Raw genomic sequence first — 18,985 nt, forward strand, 5'->3', positions numbered from 1 at the left:
TTATGCTCACTTACTCTTCCTCCTTTTATGCTTTTACTTCTACTAAAATCGCGTCACCTTGACCGCCGCCTGAACAGATTGAAGCGATCCCAAGTCCGCCGCCGCGTCTTTTTAATTCATGAATCAATGTAAGAACGATGCGTGTGCCGCTTGCCCCAATCGGATGTCCAAGTGCGACTGCACCGCCGTTCACGTTTACTTTTTCAAGATCTAATCCAGCAAGCTCTGCACTTGTTAAAGCGACAGCAGCAAATGCTTCATTGATTTCAAAAAGGTCAATTTCTTCTAACGTTTTTCCTGTTTTCTTTAAAAGCTCTGTAATGACAAGACCTGGCGTTTTCGGGAAATCCTTCGCTTCTACTGCGATCGCTGTGTGCCCTAAGATCGTCGCCATCACTTCCTTGCCTTCTTTTGCAGCGCGTTCTTCACTCATCACAACGACTGCTGCCGCACCATCATTAACTCCTGGCGCATTTCCAGCTGTAATCGTTCCATCTTGTGAAAAAACAGGTCTTAATTTTGCAAGAGACTCAACAGAAGTATCCTTTCGCGGTGATTCATCTTCAGAAACGATGATTGGATCACCTTTACGCTGAGGAACTTCAACAGGAACGATCTCTTCAGCAAACACATTGTTATCTGCCGCTTTAACAGCAAGGCTGTGACTTCGGTATGCCCACTCATCTTGGCGCTCACGCGATATCTCCATCTCGTTTGCCACATCGTTTCCGTAGATCCCCATGTGAACACCGGTAAACGTACACGTCAAACCGTCATGCACCATAAGATCTTTAACGGAGCTGTCTCCCATTCGAAGGCCCCAGCGTGCTTTCGGCAAGATATATGGAGCATTGCTCATCGATTCCATTCCGCCAGCTACGATCACTTCTTCATCACCGGCACGGATGATCTGATCTGCCATCGTAATCGAACGAAGACCTGAAGCACATACTTTGTTGATCGTCTCTGTCTTTGTCTCCCAAGGCAGTCCTGCTTTTTGTGCAGCCTGACGGGAAGGAATCTGCCCTTGCCCGCCTTGAAGAACACATCCTAAAATCACTTCATCAACCGATTCAGGTGAAACACCTCCGCGCTGAAGTGCTTCTTTAATCGCGATTCCACCTAAGTCTGAAGCAGTCAAAGAGCTTAACCCGCCGCCAAATTTCCCAACTGGAGTTCGTGCCCCGCTGACGATTACTGATCTAGTCATACAAAAACCTCCCGTATTTATTGAGTTTTTAGTAAACGCTTTCAAAAATAAGTCAAGCCGAGCGAACGCTCAGTCACTTGAAAATCAAGCATGAAGCTGCCGGCACCGAACCTGGCAGCTCACACATATAAAATTCAATTACTGAATAACTTCTTGTTTTTGTGAACCAAACAAAGATTTCTCCAAGATTTCAACAACATCTAACGTTTGAACTTGTTCTTCTACTTCTTTCGCCTTTGTCCCGTCACTTAACATCGTTAAGCAGTAAGGACAGCCGCTTCCGATCATGGTTGGATTAACAGCTAGTGCCTGCTCTGTACGAGCAACGTTTACACGCGATCCTGCTTTTTCTTCCATCCACATCATTCCGCCGCCTGCACCGCAGCACATACCGTTTTGACGGTTGCGGTCCATCTCAACGACTTTTACGCCAGGAATGGCTTTTAAAATATCACGAGGCGGTTCGTATACTTCGTTATAGCGGCCAAGGTAGCATGAATCATGGTAAGTAATCGTTTCATTCACTTCGTACTTTGGCTTAATTCTTCCTTCTTTGATCCAATCAGCCAGAAGCTCCGTATGGTGATACACTTCTGCCTTCAGACCAAACTCAGGATACTCATTTTTAAATGTGTTATAAGCATGCGGGTCAATCGTAATGATTTTCTTCACTTCATGCTTTTCAAACAATGCGATGTTCGCGTTCGCCATCTCCTGGAACATGAACTCGTTACCAAGACGGCGGGCTGTATCACCAGAGTTTTTCTCTTTGTTTCCTAAAATCGCATAAGTGATGCCTGCTTCGTTCATGATCTTCGCGAGTGAAAGAGCGATTTTTTGTGAGCGGTTATCATATGCACCCATCGAACTTACCCAGAACAGGTACTCGAACTCTTCCCCTGCTTTTTCTTTTTCTTTAACGGTCGGGATCACGATATCTTCTTTCAGTTCGCGCCAATTCTCGCGTTCCTTTTTCGAGATTCCCCAAGGATTTCCTTGCTTTTCAATATTCTTAATCGCACGCTGCGCTTCAGGGTCCATCTTTCCTTCAGTCAATACAAGGTAACGGCGCATATCGATAATTTTATCTACGTGCTCATTCATAACCGGACACTGATCTTCACAGTTTCTGCAAGTCGTACATGCCCAGATTTCTTCCTCTGTCATTACTTCGCCGATCATCTCAACATCATAAGAAAGTGCAGATGATCCTTCTGTTGTTGCAGCTGTTTCTTGAGCTCCCTTGCCTCTCGCTTCAAATGCGATCTGGTTGCCTTTTGTGTTCGTGAACGCAAATGCCGGCATCCAAGGTGTGCGGGAAGTAACGGCAGCTCCCTTTTCTGTTAAGTGATCGCGCAATTTCACGATCATATCCATCGGTGAAAGCATCTTCCCTGTGCCTGTCGCCGGACAAACATTTGTACATCGTCCGCACTCTACGCAGGCATACAGGTCAACAAGTTGTTTCTGGTTGAAGTCTTCAATTTTATTAACACCGAAAACTTCCTGTGTTTCGTCTTCAAAGTTAATGGATGATAATTTACCAACCTTATCTTTACGACCAAGCCAAACGTTAAGTGGCCCAGCGATCAAATGTGCGTGCTTTGATTGAGGAACATACACTAAGAATGTTAATAAGAACAATAAATGGATCCACCAGGAGATGAAGAAAACAACAGCAGCTCCGGTTTTTCCTAGAAAGCCAAGACCCATCGCAAGTCCTGATGCTATCGGTGCTGTCCATTCATATGGAAGGTCGTGCCAAATAATTTCAGCAGCGTTCCCTAACAAAACAGAAAGCATCAAGCCGCCGATAAATAATAGAACGAGACCTGATTTAAAACCGCGCTTTAGACGGACAAGCTTTTCAACATATCTTCTGTAGAAAGCCCAAACGACCGCAACTAAAATCATTGTTGTAACGATTTCCTGGAAGAACGTAAACCCAGGATAAAGCGGACCTAAAGGCAGATGGGAGCCAGGCGCAAGCCCTTTCCAAATAAAATCAATCGCTCCAAACTGGACTAAGATAAATCCATAAAAGAACATAACGTGAATAATTCCGCTTTTTTTATCTTTTAAAAGCTTCTTTTGTCCGAAGACATTGACTAGTACTGCTTTAATTCTTTCCTGCACAGTATGATCAAATTCTACTTTTTTACCAAGCTTTATAAATTCATACCTTGTTTTAACCACATATGCGAACAAAAACAGTGCGTAAGCGGTTACAAAAAGAAACGCAATCCAGTTTGCTATCATTAAGCCGTCCATCACTTTCTCTCCCTTCCAATGCTGCTATTCCCTATTTCTTTCTCTTTCAACTATTCTAATAAAAAATAATTTTCTGACATCATTATATCATAAAAAATAAATGAATGAGCATTCAGTCGCCATACTCCAAAAAAATTTTTTTAGTTGTTTAACTCATGCAGGGTATACTAATACGAAAGTTTTGCAGAAGGAGGAGATTTCAAATGTGGATCGTTCTTTTACTAGCAATCCTATGCATTTTGGCATGGATTGATTTTTATTTTGGTCATAAGAAACAAGTCAGTCTGGAATTGCCTCCATCGACGACAAGAGGGGAAATGCAATTTTTATCAACCGGCTATCATTTTTTTGATGCACTTTTTCAAGATATTAAGAATGCAGCTAAATATATTCACATTCAGTTCTATATTCTGCGTGATGATGAGCTCGGACAGGAGCTTTGTTCCCTTTTAACCCAAAAAGCACAAGAAGGTGTTGAAGTCCGGCTGCTGCTCGATCTCCTCGGCAGTCATGGTGTTAAAAACGAAACCATTCAGTCACTAAAAAAAGCCGGTATTCATTTTCAATACAGCAACAAACCTGGTTTTCCTTATTTTTTGTATCGGGTTAACCACCGAAATCACCGCAAAGTCGCCATTATTGACGGGAAGATCGGATATGCGGGCGGTTATAATGTCGGGAATGAATATATCGGAAAAGATACAAAACTTGGGGATTGGCGTGATTACCATATGCGTTTAAACGGGTCTGTTGTTGGAGCGCTTCAGCAGTCATTTAACACTGATTGGAATGTCGCTTCAGGGGAAGATTTACAAACTTCACCTGTCACTGATTTACAAGACTCATCCCAAAAAGATTTTATGCTCGTTCATTCTAACGGAAGTGCTGTGTATCGATTCTTTTATGAAAAGATTCAGCGTTCGAAAAAAAGCATCTTAATTGGTTCACCTTACTTCATTCCGGGTAAAAAGATGAACAGGGCACTTCTCAGGGCTTTAAAAAGAGGTGTGAAACTCACATTAATCGTTCCGATGAATCCCGATCACGCTCTTGTTCAAGAAGCATCTTATATATATTTAAAACCGCTCTTAGAAGCCGGCGCAGAAATCTATCAATTTCACGAAGGGTTCTATCATTCAAAAGTGCTGATGTTTGATGAAAAGGTTTGTGATATTGGAACAGCTAACTTTGATTTCCGCAGTTTTTTCTTTAACGATGAAATCAACTGCATCTTTACCGACAAAAATTATATTCAAGAAGTAAAAAAGGTGATTGAATCTGATCTGGCACGTTCAGAAAAACTGACGATGACACGACTTAAAAAAATCCGTACCCTTAAAGTGCGCCTAAAAGAAGCTGTGGGGTTCATTATTTCACCGTTTTTGTAAGTTAATTTAACTCTTAAGATTCAATTGAGGAGTTTTTTTGAATTTTCTTCTTCGACAAGTTGATTGGAGCGTAAGGAGCGAGACTCCTGCGGGATCACCGCACGCCCCGCGGAAAGGGAGCTCGTGGAGCGGAAATCTACTCCTTCCAACAGCAGTGAGGTTACTAAATTAAAAGGCAGTAAGAAAGCTTTAAGGGGGCCAAAAATGCTTACATCCTTTGGTTTTGTTTCGACGGCTCTCAACCTATATGAGGCCTCGCCAGCAAAAACGATGACATTTGCTACATATCAAAAAAGAGACAAAAAAGAACGGGAAGCCCAGCTCCTCGCGATCACAAAAAACAATTTAGAGCGCACACTGCGTGTTCTCCATTATTGCATCGCGCACGAACTGCCGCTATACCGCATGTCCTCTTCTATCGTTCCACTCGCTACGCATCCGGAAGCAGCGTGGGATTATTTGAAGAAGACAAAACAGGAATGTAAAGAGATCGAAAAACTCGTTAAGAAATATAACCTTAGAACGAGTATGCATCCAAATCAATTCACGCTTTTTACAAGCCCCCGTCCTGAAGTCACCGTAAATGCCGTAAAGGATATGCAATATCATTACGATCTTTTGAAAGGGATGGGAATTGAGGACCGGAGCTACATCAATATTCATGTCGGCGGCGCTTATGGAGATAAAGACGCTGCATTAGAAAGATATTATGAAAATATTAAAATGCTGCCATCAGACGTGAAAAGCCGCATGACGCTTGAGAACGACGATAAGACGTTCACAACTGAAGAAACATTGGAAGTGTGTGAAAAAGAAGGGGTTCCGCTCATGTTTGATTACCATCATTACAAAGCAAATCCTGGCGACACACCTTTAGAAGAGCTGCTTCCCCGATTTGTTCAGACTTGGAAAAATTCAGGACGGCCGCCGAAAGTGCACCTATCTTCGCCTAAAGATGAGAAAGCATACAGGAGTCACCATGACTTTGTCAGTCTGGATTATGTACTGCCCTTCTTTAAGATGGTGTCAGCGTTCACCGATGAGCTGGACGTCATGATTGAGGCAAAACAAAAAGACCGCGCTGCCCTTCAGCTCATAAGCGAGCTTGAAAAGGTACGCGGTTATAAAAGAATGAGCGGCGGAACGATCCTTATGTGAGACTTGATACAAAGCGTCTGATCTCTGCATTAAAGCTTTCAAAATGTTTAATTGGAAGCTGATGCAAAGCTTTTGCCAGCATGACGAACTGGGCACGCTGATGAACGTTTCTTTGATACAGATTTCTGTAATAGTGCATATATTCCGCCTGGTCTCCGTAAAGAAAAAGAAGCGGAAACTGCCATTCCTTTATTTTTTCTGTACAGTTGAACGACATGCTCTCCTGATAATAGCGCACCCACGTTGCTCGATCAGTTTGTTTATGGTAAAAGAACATTTCTTTCTTTTCGTGCTCGGTGTTGGAATGCGTATTTACAAGAATCTGATTTAAGAGGGCTGGTGTGCTTTTTGCCAGCCTTATTCCTGTTTGAAACTGCTTTTTTAACGTAAATGTGGAGACTTCCGAAAACCCTCCGCTTAAAATAAGTCCTTTTGTGCGTTCCGGATATTTAATCGCAAAGGCTTGGGCAATCGATCCTCCAGAAGAGTAGCCGCAAATAACGGCTTGATCGATCAGCAGATGATCGAGAAGATCTGCCACGTCCTCAGCGAGATCATAAATAGTAAAAGTCCCTGGATCCTTAGCAGTAGATCTGCCATGACCCCGAAGATCAGGAAAAATGGTTTGGCAGGCTAACGAAAGACTTTTTTGATAGGCAAACACCAGATGACTCATGCCTGGTGGATGCAAAAAAACGATAGGCGTCCCCTCTCCAAGCTTTTCATAATAGATTTGAAACTCTGTTGTAAGTCCTGCTAAAGCCATAATGCCCTCACTTCAAAAAAGTAGCAGCTACCCATCCGTATAGCTGAAATCCTAAATAAATACCGACTATCCCCATGATTCCCGGAAGAGCTGGAGGTGCTGGGATCGGCAATTTGAACATCGCAAACACAAATCCTACAACTGCACCCGTAATGATCGATAAAAGAATTAATTTCATCTATATGTACCCCCTAATCGAATCGAGTTTACCAAATCTATCTCTTTATAATATGGCTCGATGTGCAAACAATATCCCTAATTCACAGTGCTATTGTTTTTTTGACAGTTCATAATGCTTTTTAATGATTCGTATTTGACCGCGGTGGCTTAGTTCGTCTTCAAAAACATGAAACCATTTAAAGTAGTTGTTTGAGAGTTCATCTTCCCACCAAGGAGTGGTTTCATAGAGCCATGAATCAGGAAGCTGCCTAAAGAGCTCCAGCGTTTTTTCACGCGTTTTCGCCATGTCTTCTAGATAGAATTCAGCTGGATTGCCCGAAATGATTGTAGCCGCCTCGCCCAAATCCAATGCAGGCTGAAGCGTATCTGCATATCGTTCAATTTCTTCATCCGGCAAGTCTTTCCCCTCAGTCGTTAAATACTGATAAATCTTCTCCACTGCCACTAGGTGGGCGAGCAGCATTCCGATCGAATTCCCTGTACCGTTAATTCTAAAATCGAGCGCTTCGACCGATAAGTCTTGAACCCCTTGTATTGTTGTTCTTCTCGTATAGTTCATCATACTGATCAATGTTGAAAAATCTTTCGAATAACCTTCGATCTCCCCGATCACAAACGGGCTTTTGCTTGATGTTGTCATATTTATTCCCCCTATGCTGTAAGATGCTCTTTTAACATTCAAGATAAGAGGGAAAATTCCTTTCTCAAGAGTAAAATGTCCATGAGTCCAGCTACCCTCGTGAAAATCAATAATTGCTCGTAAACTTCAATAACCGCTCGTAAATCTCAATAACCGCTCGTAAATCTCAATAACCGCTCGTAAATCCCTATAACCGCTCGTAAATCCCTATAACCGCTCGTAAATCCCAATAACCGCTCGTAAACTTCAATAACCGCTCGTAAATCCCTATAACCGCTCGTAAACTTCAATAACCGCTCGTAAATCTCAATAACCGCTCGTAAATCCCAATAACCGCTCGTAAATCCCAATAACCGCTCGTAAATCCCAATAACCGCTCGTAAATCTCAAAAACCGTTCTAAAAAAAAGAAAAAACCTGCCGGCAGACAGGTTTTTTGATCGTATTACATACGCTCTGGAGCTTTTACTCCGATGATGTTCAATGCATTTTCAATTGTTACTTGTGTAGCTTTCATTAAAGCAAATCGTGCTTCTGATTTTGCTTTATTTTCAGGATCGAGTACACGCTCTGCGTTATAGAAACTATGAAGAGCAGAAGCCAGTTCGAATACATAGTTCGTTACACGGTGCGTTAATAGTTTTTCAGCCGCTTCATTAATAACCGCTGGGAATTCCCCGATCTTCTTCAGCAACTCAAACTCTTTTTCGGAATCGATCTGTGATAGATCTACATCTCCGCTATAAGAAAGACCCATTTCTTCCCCTTGGCGAAGCATGCTGCAAACCCGGGCATGTGCGTATTGCACGTAGAACACTGGGTTTTCATTTGATTTTGAGACCGCTAAGTCCATATCAAAATCAAGATGAGTATCGTTTGAACGCATCGCGAAGAAATAACGAGTGGCGTCGATACCCACTTCTTCCATTAATTCACGAAGTGTAACAGCTTTCCCTGTACGCTTACTCATACGAACTTTTTCTCCATTTTGGAAAAGAGAAACAAGCTGGATGATCATCACGTCAAGCTGTTCTTTTTCGTAGCCTAGCGCTTGAATCGCCGCTTTCATACGAGGAATATAACCGTGATGGTCAGCTCCCCAAATGTTGATCAGCTTTTCAAATCCGCGATCAAATTTATCATTATGATAAGCAATATCTGGTGTTAAATACGTGTAAGAACCGTCATTCTTGATCAGTACACGGTTTTTGTCATCACCGTAATCTGTCGTTCGGAACCATGTTGCTCCTTCTTCCTCATAAACAACATCTTTTGCTTTTAATTTCTCAAGCGCAGCATCGATTTTTCCGTTTTTGTAAAGAGACGTTTCTGAGAACCAAACATCAAAATCCACTCGGAATTCAGCCAAGTCTTCTTTCAGCTTTTCTAATTCACGCTTAAGACCATATTCGCGGAAAAAGCTTACACGTTCAGCTTCATCTTTTTCAAGCCAAGAATCACCGTATTCCGCAGCAAGATCTTTTCCGAACTCAATAATATCTGCACCGTGATAACCATCTTCAGGCATTTCTTTATCCTTGCCAAGCGCCTGGAAGTAGCGGGCTTCAATGGATGTTGCCAAATTGTTGATCTGGTTTCCTGCATCATTAATATAAAATTCACGGGAAACATCATAGCCAGCATAATCAAGGATATTGCAGATCGTGTCACCGACTGCTGCTCCACGCGCATGACCTAAGTGAAGTGTTCCTGTCGGGTTCGCTGAAACGAACTCTACCTGAACTTTCTTGCCTCCGCCAATTTCAGTACGCCCATAATCCTTCCCTGCTTTTAAAACAGTAGGCACAAGCTCCGTTAAATAAGAATTGTCCATGTAAAAGTTAATGAATCCAGGACCAGCAATCTCTACTTTCGAGATCGAAGCTTTATTTTTATCAAAATTCGCAACAAGCTCGTCCGCGATCATACGCGGCGCCTTTTTCGCAATACGCGCAAGCTGCATTGCCATATTCGTTGCAAAATCTCCGTGCGCTTTATCTTTCGGTACTTCAAGAACCACTTCCGGCAGCTCTTCTTTTTTAGCAAGCCCTGCTTTTACTGCCGCTTCTTCAATCTCTTCTTTTAACAGGTGCTTAACCTGGTCAAGGATATTCATGCTTTTGCCTCCTGAAAATTAATCTTGATCCGATGTGTTCCTGTATGTTCACCCTGCAGAACCAGTTCGTACGCGAGTTTGAGATCCCCTGTTTGATTTTGCTGATTCCACCGGAAATTCATTTCGTGTGTGGTGGTTTCCATCCAAAGCTGGCCATAAGGGCTGTCGTACATCCCCTTTGTTGTCTGACCGATTAAATATTTCTGTTTCATAGATACACTGCCTGAGCGGATGATCAGAATTCCAGAGTGTGTGATTTTAATAACATTATTGACAGAACCCGCACCTTCTATCTCTTCCTTATATTGAAGATAAGTCACGTCGCCTCTCTTATAGAGCTTTCCGTCTGTCTCGGTGTAATGCTTCTCTTTTTCACCGCTAAAATGGACTTCTGAACTTATTGCAAGCGCAACAGACAATTCCGTATCTTGATCCATGCGAACAACACTTCCTTTTTTGGTGTAACCTTGCCTTTAACTTACCTATTATAAAAGATTTCACTGCTCCCATTCAACCTTCAGACCGGATTTACATAAAAATAGCTCGCATTCAGCTTAAATAAGGCAAAAAAGTTCAAGAAATATGTGATTTAAATCACGGAAAGGGATTGTAAATGTTCGTACACTTATTATGTACAGTACTATCAATTGAAGGGGGCAGTAAAAATGGAAACCATGTTCGACCGTTCAGCAACTACTGGTGAGATTGTTGTGAAGTTCCCTCGTGCAAGCAGCTTGTTTAAGAAGTATAAGATTGATTTCTGCTGCGGCGGAAACCGTCCAATCGGTGAAGTCCTATCCGAAAAAAATTTGAATGAAGCACAGGTTCTTAGTGAACTTCAAAACCTTTATGATCACACAGAACTTCAAGGTAATTTTACTACAGACTGGCAAAAAATCAGCTACCATCAGCTTATTGATCACATTGTGGATACTCATCATAATTACTTGTACAAAGTGCTTCCCGAGCTTGAAGGATTTATCAAGAAGGTATATAGAGTACATGGACATGCGCATCCCGAACTAGAAAAAGTGAATTATCTTTTTTCTGCCTTAAAAGTAGAATTAGAGCAGCATATGATCCTCGAAGAAAATACAATTTTTAATAAAATAAAAGAATATGAAGATACCCTCTTGCGTCAATTATTAGTAGATATCGTAGAATTTAATCAATCACTAGAAGAAGACCATCAAAATGCTGGTGATCTGCTCAGACAAATACGTGAAGCGACAAACGATTATATGATTCCTGAAGACGCATGCACGACTTATAAACTAACCTATTTAAAGCTTGATGAATTAGAATCTGACCTCTTTCAGCACATCCATCTTGAAAACAACGTTCTGTTTCAGCGATTAGCAGAAGAACATCAGCAATAGAAAAAGAAAAACACACGGATGCAGAATAACGGGTTTACTTGTGAGGTGCAAACAGTCAAATATCATATGAAATCTAATAGGTAATCACTGACAAAACACTTGGTAATTCACAAGGTAATTCACACAAAAAAGACCGACTTTTGATAAGTCGGTCTTTTTATTACCAATTATTGTCTTATTCAACTAAAGCCCCCTTTAGCTTAATAAGAGTTGAGTTATCTTTTTTGTCCATTCACCATTTTTATCTGCAAGTAAAGTATTCCGCCCCAACTTTCCTGCCTTTATTATAATGGGGATATGTGTAATGGTCTTACAATATATTTACCGTAAGCACAAAAAATAATGGATTTGGAACTAACGTAGAACGATAGTTCAATAAAAGACAAGTTTCATCAACAATCATAATCTTTCTATTAACTTTAAATTTATTTAAATAAATCTTTTTAAATATTCGCCAAATATTTTGTTCATAACTTTGGGTGTGTTTTCTAAATAAACATTAATTTGTTCAATGTTCGATTCGAATTTATCAGAGTTTCCTTCATCTGTTGGAAAATCAGATATTCCTTTAATGATGATGCATTCAACATCATTCATCTTACAGATATAAGCAATTGCACCCGCTTCTGTATCGGCTATTGTTATTTCGTTTTCTTTAAGTTCTAAATAGTCCTTCCACATAACTACTGCTTTATCAGCGGTGGCAATTGTTCCAGTATAAAAATCATTTCCATATTTTGATAGATCAATATCGACTATGAAGGAATGTTTAATAAGAGGCTCAATTTCTTTTACTGTGCAATCATATTGAACGGCTTTATCGGGTACAAAAATATCCAAATTACTGAATTTATCATCTATTCCTGCACATGTTCCAGCAACGATTACTTTAGTTAGATTAAATTTAGAAATCATATACTGATTACCACCAACACCATTTACTTTTCTTACACCTGTACTATAAAAAACAAGTTCAGTATCATTAATTGTTCTTATGAAATACTCACCATAAGGATAACCGAAACGTTCGTTATCTTTTATGCTAAAGTATTCCAATGTCGCTTCATATTCCCACTTCGTTGCAATACTTATTCCTATCATCGACTTATCATCCTACAAATATAATTTGTCACTATTGAATGTCTATACACGGTCTGAATGTTGATTGGAGCTCAAGGTGCGAGACTCCTACGAGACGAGCGGTCAGGTGGAGACTCCTAATGGCGTAAAGCGGCAGGAGGCTCACCGCACGCCCCGTGGAAAGCGAGCATCCTGGAGCGAAATCAACCCTTTCAAACAGGCTTTTAAGTGCACTCACAAGGAACTTCTAAAATAACCCTTGTACCCTCTCCTGGGGAGGAATGTAAATGCAGGGTCCCATCCACGGAACGCGCGCGTTCTTCCATGCTGAACAGACCAACACCGGAAGCATGATTCTTCTCTTCAAAACCTTTTCCTTTATCTTCAACCATGACTCTTACGACATCATCCATTTCCCTTATTGTAATGATCGCTTCTTCAACACAGGCATACTTTCTTATATTCGTAAGAGCTTCCTGGATCACACGATAAATCGTCGTTTCGATCTTCATATCCAGCCTTCTATGTAAGACGCATTCGAACTTCACTGCTATTTTGTAATGATCCGTATATCGGTTTAAGAAGGAGCGGATCGCAGGAAGAAGACCAAGATCGTCTAAAACGGAAGGACGAAGCTCCCACGATATTTCCCTAACCTCTTCGATCAATTCAGCGGTTTCCTTTTGCATTTGTTCGATGAGCGGGTGTGCGATTTCTGAACTTAACCGGTTAATCGTGATTAAATGACTATAAAGATTTTGTCCAATCCCATCATGAAGGTTGCGAGAAAGACTTTTTCTTTCTTCTTCCTGTACGTTAAGGATCTTTGTCGTCATATTTTTTAATTCCTGTTCTACTCGTTTTCGTTCAGTGATTTCGGAACGGATCGCCACATATTGATAGGGTTTCCCATTCTCATTCAAGAAAGGGACGATCGTGGTATCAACCCAATAGATGCTGCCGTCCTTAGCCCGGTTTTGAATCTCGCCTTTCCAGACCTTTCCGCTTCCAATTGTCTTCCAGAGATTTTTAAAGAACTCCTTCGGATGATAACCAGAATTAATGATGGAATGATCCTGGCCGATCAGCTCCTCTTTTGTATACTTTGATATGAAGCAGAAACGCTCGTTTACATATCGGATTACGCCTTTATTATCTGTAATGGCAACAATGGAAGATTCATCGAGTGCAAATTTATAGTCAACCAATTCCTGCATGGAACGCTCTAATTCATCAAGTACGCGCTTATATTCTGTAACTTCTTTTCGTATAGCGAGGTATTGATAAGGCTTGCCTTCTTCATCAAGAAAAGGAACAATCGTCGTATCCACCCAATAGTAGGTGCCGTCTTTTGCTCGGTTCTTTACTTCCCCGTTCCAAACCTTTCCTTGAGAGATCGTCTGCCAGAGTTCCCGCATAAACGCCTTAGAATGATAGCCGGAGTTAATGATTCTATGATCTTTTCCGATCAGCTCATCTTTAGCATATTTTGAAATCTCAACAAACTTATCGTTCACATATTTAATCTTTCCTTTTGCATCCGTAATCGCAACAATCGTAGACCGGTCAAGAGCAAATTTCATATCTTCGAGCTCTTTTAAAGGCTGATAAAGTTCCCTGCCGATTCTTTCGTGATCTTTCAAATCCTGTGTAATAAACAAATAGTAATTATGGTCGTGCAAACGGAAAGAAGTCACCCTTACCGGAACCGGAAACGTCCATCCTTGTTCATGTTTGCCGTATTGCTGGATAATGGTCCCTTCTCTCAGCTCAGATAAAAGGATCTCGGGCAAAAACCGCTTGATGTGCTCTCCGTCATAGCACTCTCTAGCGGTTCCAAACAGATTTTCTGCTATGCTGTTCATCGATTCAATACGCCCATCCTCTCGAACAAGGATGGTTCCATCTTCACTCTCTTTCCGTTTCTTTGAATGCATGATCGTTTTCATTCCATTCACCTTCCAAATCTGGCAAGAGATTATTAGAAAACAGTCTCTCTAGTTTATTCACAGCATCTTCAAGGATTTTTTGTTCTACTTCTGAAAAAGGTCGTGAAGTACGTCTTCCGATCAGAAAGGCACCTTTAGGCAGACCCTCTCTGTAAATAGGAACAGCTCGTGCAGAAACAAGCTGTTCTGCAAGCATAATCGGATAAGCAACTGCCTTGCCTTCAATATCTTTTGGAAAAGAAGGAATCTCCACCGGCCTTCCTGTTGCAATAACTCGTCCGGCAATCCCTTTTCCATACTGCACTTCCATCCTGCGAAACTTTTCATTGCGGTTTCCGGCAGCATAATGCCAGCAGATTTTCTTGCTTTTCTTACCCTCAAAAGCAATTCCGGCAAAATCTACTTTACAATCTTTTCTTACATTTTCACAGATTGATTGGATGGGAGAGTTACTATCATAATGTACATACTCTTGGCTAGATTCCATAACCCATCAGTCCTTTTTTCAAAGCATAGCTTACGAGTTCAGGTCTTGTTTTCATCTGGAGCTTTTCCATTACTTTGCTTTTATGTGTCTCAACTGTTTTCACACTGATAATAAGCTTTTCAGCTATCTCTTTATTTGAATACCCTTTTGCGATTAATGTAAGAACTTCCTTTTCACGGTCAGAAAGCAGACTGTAGGAATCCGATACGTCCTGTTTCATATGGCTTAAATATTCCTCCATCAAACGTTTTGTTGCACTCGGATATAGATACGCATTGCCTTTTGCAACACATTCAATCGCCTGGAGGAGTTCTTCGTGCGGAGCACTTTTTAAAATACAGCCTGATGCTCCTGCTTGTATGGCACGGAACAGATACTCTTCATCGTCATGCATCGTTAAAATAAGGATAGAAGTATCGGGCAGGATTTTCTTCAGCTCAGATGTTGCAGACAACCCATCCTTTCCATGCGGCATGCTCAAGTCCATTAATACGACATCGGGCTTGAGTTCTTCTGCCTTTTGGATGCCTTCATTGCCTTCAGATGCTTCTCCGACCACTTCCATGTTTGGCCGGGCATTTAACAGCATGTTCAGACCCATCCTCACAACGGCATGATCATCAACCAGCAGAATCCTTATCAACACAATCCCTCCTTTTTTATTTTTTAAAGGCTCTTTTCTAAATGACTGTTGCTACTGAGAGACTTTCAATAGTTCTTCATTGAATAGTTAATTGGAGCGGAAGGGCGAGACTCCTGCAGGACGAGCGGGGCAGGTGAGACCACTCAATGTACGCAGTACAGAGTGGGCTCACCGCACGCCCTGCGGAAAGCGAGCCCTGCAGCGGAAATTAACCACATTCAAAAGCTAACGAAAAAACTATAATTATTTCATCCGTGGAACAATCACGGTCACTTCTGTTCCCTCGTTTATTTTGGAAGAGATATAGCATTCTCCTCCTATCAGTCTTATACGTTCTTTCATAGCGAGTAACCCAGGTGCTCTATTTTCAGCAATAACCTTTTCTTTTAAAAAGCCGCGGCCCTTGTCCAGAATGACCACTTGAATTGCTGCTTCTTGCCAAGAAATCACGATATCCAATTCTTCAACGTCTGCATATTTCGCTGCATTCGCGAGAGCTTCCTGGCACACACGAAAAACAGCCAGGTTAACACCTTCTTCAAGTATATAGCTATCTCCTGTTTCTTTTACGTTGATTACAATTCCGAACGTAGAAGTATAATAGACGGCATATTGCTTAATAGCCGGCATAAGACCAAGTGTGGAGAGGGAAATCGGGTATAGCTCAGCAGACAGCCTTCTGATATCTCCTATACCCGTTTCCATCGACCGAATCATTTCATTCATAAATTTCTTCAGGGATTCATTCTGCAGACTCTGTTCAATAAATTGGAGTCCTGTGTATACACTATATAAATTCTGTGCCGCACCTTCATGCATTTCAAGAGCTATTCGTTTATTTTCATGCTCCTGCAACTGAAGAAGATAGGAAGTTACGTTATCTTTTTGTAAAAGCGGGTCCATCTTAATCCTCCTACGTTACACTGATTCTGCACGCTGATCTGTGATATCGCTGAACATGCCCGCATAGAGCTGAACCTCGCCAGAATCATCTTTTATCGCTGTAATGGTAAGCCATTCTAAGTAATTTTTCCCGTCTTTGCGGCGGTTCCAAATCTCTCCCTGCCAAAAGCCGTTCTTCTCAATCGACTTCCACATCTGGTCATAAAAGTCTTTTGATTGAAGACCAGATTTTAATAGATTAGGATTCTTTCCGATCACTTCTTCCTGCTCATAGCCTGTTAGCTTCGTGAACGCTTTGTTGACTGAAATGATCTTTTGGCTCGTATCCGTAACCATAATCCCCTCACCTGTATTTTTGATAATCTGATTAGACAAGCTCAGCTTATCATGATAATACACCCAGATCACAAGCACGAGACTGGCAAGCGCAACTTGCGACAGAGCCATAAAACCGATCGCATAGTGCCCTGTAATGTTATAGATAACTGCCAGCAGCAGCGGCGGAAAAAAGCCGCCAAGTCCGCCCATCGCAGATACGATGCCATTTACGATACCTGCCTGCTTCTGAAAATACATCGGTACAAGTTTAAATATCACACCATTTCCCATTCCTGCACAAAACGCGATTGTTAAACACCCGACAGTATAAAGCTGGATGGAAGGAGCAAATGACAATAGAATAGCAGAAACGGTAAATCCAAAAAACACGCCCATCAATAAAACAAGTGAGTTAAAGCGGTCTGCTAGCCATCCGCCAACAGGACGCATAGCTGTTGCTACTACGATAAAGCCCGCAGTTCTGAGTCCCGCATCAACCTTTTCAAGCCCAAAGTTCGCTACAAGAAAGTTAGGAAGATAGATCGTAAAGGCTACAAAGGAACCAAATGTGATGAAATAAAATAGACAGAAAAGCCACATTCTCTCATTCTTATAAACACCTTTAATCTGTTCCATTAATGGAGTTGCCACTTTTCTTTCCGTTTTATCGCCAAAAACAAAGTTTAAGAGAATAAAAGCACCTAATAGTGCAAGATAAAGCTTCATCGTCAAAGACCAGCCAAGCTGTGTCGCAACGACCGGAGCAGAAAATGCCGTTATCGCTGTTCCCAGGTTGCCGGCACCGTACACTCCGTTAACGAATCCGTGCTTTTCTTTGCCATAATATTTTGGAAGAGACGTAACCCCTACTGAAAAGACTGCCCCGCCTATTCCAAGAAATAATCCACCGATCAATAAATCTGTAACAGAGTCCGCTTCACTCAGAAAATAAACAGGAAAGAGCAGCAGGACGAAACTGAACATAAAGATTATTCTTGCTCCATAAAGATTTGCCAAGTATCCTAGCGGAATTCTCAAAAGAGACCCCAAAACAACCGGAATCGCCGTCACCATAGCAAGCTGGCTGGCCGGAATCGCGATGTCTTCTTTTATAAAAGGCAGCAGTGATGATATTAATACCCACACCATAAATCCCGCAACTAGATTTAAGGTTTGGAGCGGCAGCTGAATAGTTTTATTCATGATTAACTCTCCCTTTTAATTACGTAATAAAGCCCGCTGTTCTTGTCATAGGCAGTCCAGACTTTTTCTGTGCATTCCACTCGAGAAGTAAGCGGAACAGCAAGAAAATTAACTGAATCAAAATAAATCCGAAGGTGTGTATGATCAGGACAGTCTTTATATTCTTTAATCCTTTTCGTTAGTGTCGGCGGCGTTTCCTCACCTTGTTCACCATGCACCACTACAGAAACGCTGCCAGATTTAAACGGTTCCAGTGATGCAATATCAGCGGCTTCCACAGTTTGCACTCCCTTTCTTAGCAGCAAAGACCTGAATCTGATAGCCTTGGAGATACTCCCAAAATTGAGGTACTGCTTGATTTTCTAAAAAGTTCAAAACGTCTTCTTCTGATTCCCACGTACTCATTCCCCGCAGTTCTGCGACAACGATATTAGCACCTTCAGCCTGCTTTCCATCCAGATACCAATAAAGATGTTGTTCAACAAACATAGATTGAAGAAGTTCATCTATTTCTTTTTCGAACCCCTCACCCACACTCCTGATAAAACAAAGATCAATCAGCGTTTCATTTTTTATCTTCATTTTGAACGCCCCTCCGTTTTTCTTTTTTATAGATGAAGAGGGCTGCGGGAAATAACAGCAGGTTGATAAACGTATAAAGAATCGTTCTTTCATAGTTTTCATAATAAAACTGGTGAACTAAAAATTGAGTGAACACAATATTCATCATCAGTATCGAACTCAATAAAATAACGCCGACCCAGCTACGCTTCATAGCGCTTCACCCTAACCGCATAAATGGAACCATTTTCGATCTTCACAACAATTTCAGGAAGCGGACGGCGAGGCGGTCCCGCAGTCGGTACACCTGTATGAGCTTCAAACTTCCCATGGTGACAAGGACAGATCATCTCGCCCTCTTCCTTCTTCCAAAAAACAGGACAGCGAAGGTGCGTACATGCATTTTGAAAAGCGACATATTTTTTTTCGCTCAAACGTATTAGAATCGCGCTGTCATGCTCGGAAGGAAAGCTGAAATCTACTGAGTCACCTATAGCAACATTCTTTACATCAGCAATCTTCGTTTTCGGATATTCCTTATCTCCAAGGTTCATCAATTCTTTTGCAGCTACCGCTCCCCAAGGCAAGGAGGAAACAGCAAACAGCCCAGCAGCACCAACCAGGGTTTTCATGAACCCCCTGCGGTCTAACATTCTCTCATTATTGCGGTCGATATTATGGGTATAATTATCTTCTTCAAAAGGAATTTTGTTATTTTGGTCCGTCATGATCTC

General features: G+C 41.5%; 20 protein-coding genes. 3 read left to right on the forward strand and 17 right to left on the reverse strand.

What is annotated here, in order from left to right:
* Positions 1-25: 25 nt before the first annotated feature.
* Together ACFQ4X_RS15505 and ACFQ4X_RS15510 are read right to left on the reverse strand one after the other, a co-directional pair.
* A complete protein-coding gene (locus tag ACFQ4X_RS15505) occupies positions 26-1,210 on the reverse strand; it encodes an acetyl-CoA C-acetyltransferase (protein WP_379836613.1) in 1,185 nt (394 codons plus the stop codon).
* Between the two features lie 138 nt (positions 1,211-1,348).
* Positions 1,349-3,481, reverse strand: a complete 2,133-nt coding sequence (locus ACFQ4X_RS15510; protein ID WP_379836615.1) for a heterodisulfide reductase-related iron-sulfur binding cluster — start codon at positions 3,479-3,481, stop codon at positions 1,349-1,351.
* A 203-nt stretch (positions 3,482-3,684) separates the two neighbouring features.
* Here ACFQ4X_RS15510 and cls point away from each other — a divergent pair, with 203 nt between their 5' ends.
* Positions 3,685-4,869 (forward strand): cardiolipin synthase, encoded by a 1,185-nt coding sequence (gene cls, locus ACFQ4X_RS15515; protein ID WP_379836617.1) that lies wholly within the window; start codon positions 3,685-3,687, stop codon positions 4,867-4,869.
* A gap of 204 nt (positions 4,870-5,073) precedes the next feature.
* A complete protein-coding gene (gene uvsE / locus ACFQ4X_RS15520; protein ID WP_379836619.1) occupies positions 5,074-6,027 on the forward strand; it encodes a UV DNA damage repair endonuclease UvsE in 954 nt (317 codons plus the stop codon).
* Here the strand turns inward: uvsE and ACFQ4X_RS15525 are convergent.
* The 5 genes from ACFQ4X_RS15525 to ACFQ4X_RS15545 form a co-directional block, all read right to left on the reverse strand.
* A complete protein-coding gene (locus ACFQ4X_RS15525) occupies positions 6,020-6,793 on the reverse strand; it encodes an alpha/beta fold hydrolase (protein ID WP_379836621.1) in 774 nt (257 codons plus the stop codon). The two genes, uvsE and ACFQ4X_RS15525, sit on opposite strands and share 8 nt — an antisense overlap.
* A gap of 7 nt (positions 6,794-6,800) precedes the next feature.
* Positions 6,801-6,971 (reverse strand): XapX domain-containing protein, encoded by a 171-nt coding sequence (locus ACFQ4X_RS15530; protein WP_066294023.1) that lies wholly within the window; start codon positions 6,969-6,971, stop codon positions 6,801-6,803.
* Positions 6,972-7,061: 90 nt separating this feature from the next.
* Positions 7,062-7,613, reverse strand: a complete 552-nt coding sequence (locus tag ACFQ4X_RS15535) for a DinB family protein (protein WP_379836623.1) — start codon at positions 7,611-7,613, stop codon at positions 7,062-7,064.
* A 444-nt stretch (positions 7,614-8,057) separates the two neighbouring features.
* Positions 8,058-9,728: an arginine--tRNA ligase gene (gene argS / locus ACFQ4X_RS15540; protein ID WP_379836625.1), complete on the reverse strand. Its 1,671-nt coding sequence runs from the start codon at positions 9,726-9,728 to the stop codon at positions 8,058-8,060.
* Complete coding sequence (locus ACFQ4X_RS15545; protein ID WP_077360708.1) at positions 9,725-10,165, reverse strand: DUF1934 domain-containing protein; 441 nt, start codon at positions 10,163-10,165, stop codon at positions 9,725-9,727. Before ACFQ4X_RS15545 ends, argS begins: the two co-directional genes overlap by 4 nt.
* A 228-nt stretch (positions 10,166-10,393) precedes the next feature.
* Here ACFQ4X_RS15545 and ric point away from each other — a divergent pair, with 228 nt between their 5' ends.
* On the forward strand, positions 10,394-11,107 hold the full coding sequence (gene ric / locus ACFQ4X_RS15550) for an iron-sulfur cluster repair di-iron protein (RefSeq protein WP_379836627.1): 714 nt from the start codon (positions 10,394-10,396) through the stop codon (positions 11,105-11,107).
* A gap of 429 nt (positions 11,108-11,536) precedes the next feature.
* Here the strand turns inward: ric and ACFQ4X_RS15555 are convergent, their stop codons facing one another.
* The 10 genes from ACFQ4X_RS15555 to ACFQ4X_RS15600 form a co-directional block, all read right to left on the reverse strand.
* Positions 11,537-12,208, reverse strand: coding sequence for a permease (locus ACFQ4X_RS15555; RefSeq protein WP_379836629.1), 672 nt, complete (start codon positions 12,206-12,208; stop codon positions 11,537-11,539).
* A 203-nt stretch (positions 12,209-12,411) separates the two neighbouring features.
* Positions 12,412-14,136 (reverse strand): PAS domain S-box protein, encoded by a 1,725-nt coding sequence (locus tag ACFQ4X_RS15560; RefSeq protein ID WP_379836631.1) that lies wholly within the window; start codon positions 14,134-14,136, stop codon positions 12,412-12,414.
* Positions 14,096-14,623, reverse strand: coding sequence for a GAF domain-containing protein (locus tag ACFQ4X_RS15565; RefSeq protein WP_379836633.1), 528 nt, complete (start codon positions 14,621-14,623; stop codon positions 14,096-14,098). Before ACFQ4X_RS15565 ends, ACFQ4X_RS15560 begins: the two co-directional genes overlap by 41 nt.
* The gene (locus tag ACFQ4X_RS15570; RefSeq protein WP_379836635.1) at positions 14,613-15,266 is read right to left on the reverse strand and encodes a response regulator; all 654 of its coding nucleotides are present in this window, start codon (positions 15,264-15,266) and stop codon (positions 14,613-14,615) included. The genes ACFQ4X_RS15565 and ACFQ4X_RS15570 overlap by 11 nt, the downstream gene beginning before the upstream one ends.
* A 243-nt stretch (positions 15,267-15,509) precedes the next feature.
* Positions 15,510-16,169, reverse strand: a complete 660-nt coding sequence (locus ACFQ4X_RS15575) for a sensor histidine kinase (protein ID WP_379836637.1) — start codon at positions 16,167-16,169, stop codon at positions 15,510-15,512.
* A 15-nt stretch (positions 16,170-16,184) separates the two neighbouring features.
* Positions 16,185-17,690: an MFS transporter gene (locus ACFQ4X_RS15580; protein ID WP_379836639.1), complete on the reverse strand. Its 1,506-nt coding sequence runs from the start codon at positions 17,688-17,690 to the stop codon at positions 16,185-16,187.
* A 2-nt stretch (positions 17,691-17,692) separates the two neighbouring features.
* Positions 17,693-17,968: a hypothetical protein gene (locus tag ACFQ4X_RS15585; protein WP_379836641.1), complete on the reverse strand. Its 276-nt coding sequence runs from the start codon at positions 17,966-17,968 to the stop codon at positions 17,693-17,695.
* Positions 17,955-18,272 carry a hypothetical protein gene (locus ACFQ4X_RS15590; RefSeq protein WP_379836643.1) on the reverse strand — a complete coding sequence of 106 codons (318 nt, stop codon included), beginning with the start codon at positions 18,270-18,272 and terminating at the stop codon, positions 17,955-17,957. The genes ACFQ4X_RS15585 and ACFQ4X_RS15590 overlap by 14 nt, the downstream gene beginning before the upstream one ends.
* Entirely contained in the window at positions 18,256-18,465 is a 210-nt protein-coding gene (locus tag ACFQ4X_RS15595) for a hypothetical protein (RefSeq protein ID WP_379836645.1), read from the reverse strand. The genes ACFQ4X_RS15590 and ACFQ4X_RS15595 overlap by 17 nt, the downstream gene beginning before the upstream one ends.
* Complete coding sequence (locus ACFQ4X_RS15600; protein WP_379836647.1) at positions 18,455-18,979, reverse strand: Rieske 2Fe-2S domain-containing protein; 525 nt, start codon at positions 18,977-18,979, stop codon at positions 18,455-18,457. Before ACFQ4X_RS15600 ends, ACFQ4X_RS15595 begins: the two co-directional genes overlap by 11 nt.
* Between the last annotated feature and the right edge of the window lie 6 nt (positions 18,980-18,985).

Source organism: Fictibacillus halophilus (genome assembly GCF_042680145.1).
GTDB classification, from domain to species: domain Bacteria; phylum Bacillota; class Bacilli; order Bacillales; family Fictibacillaceae; genus Fictibacillus; species Fictibacillus halophilus_A.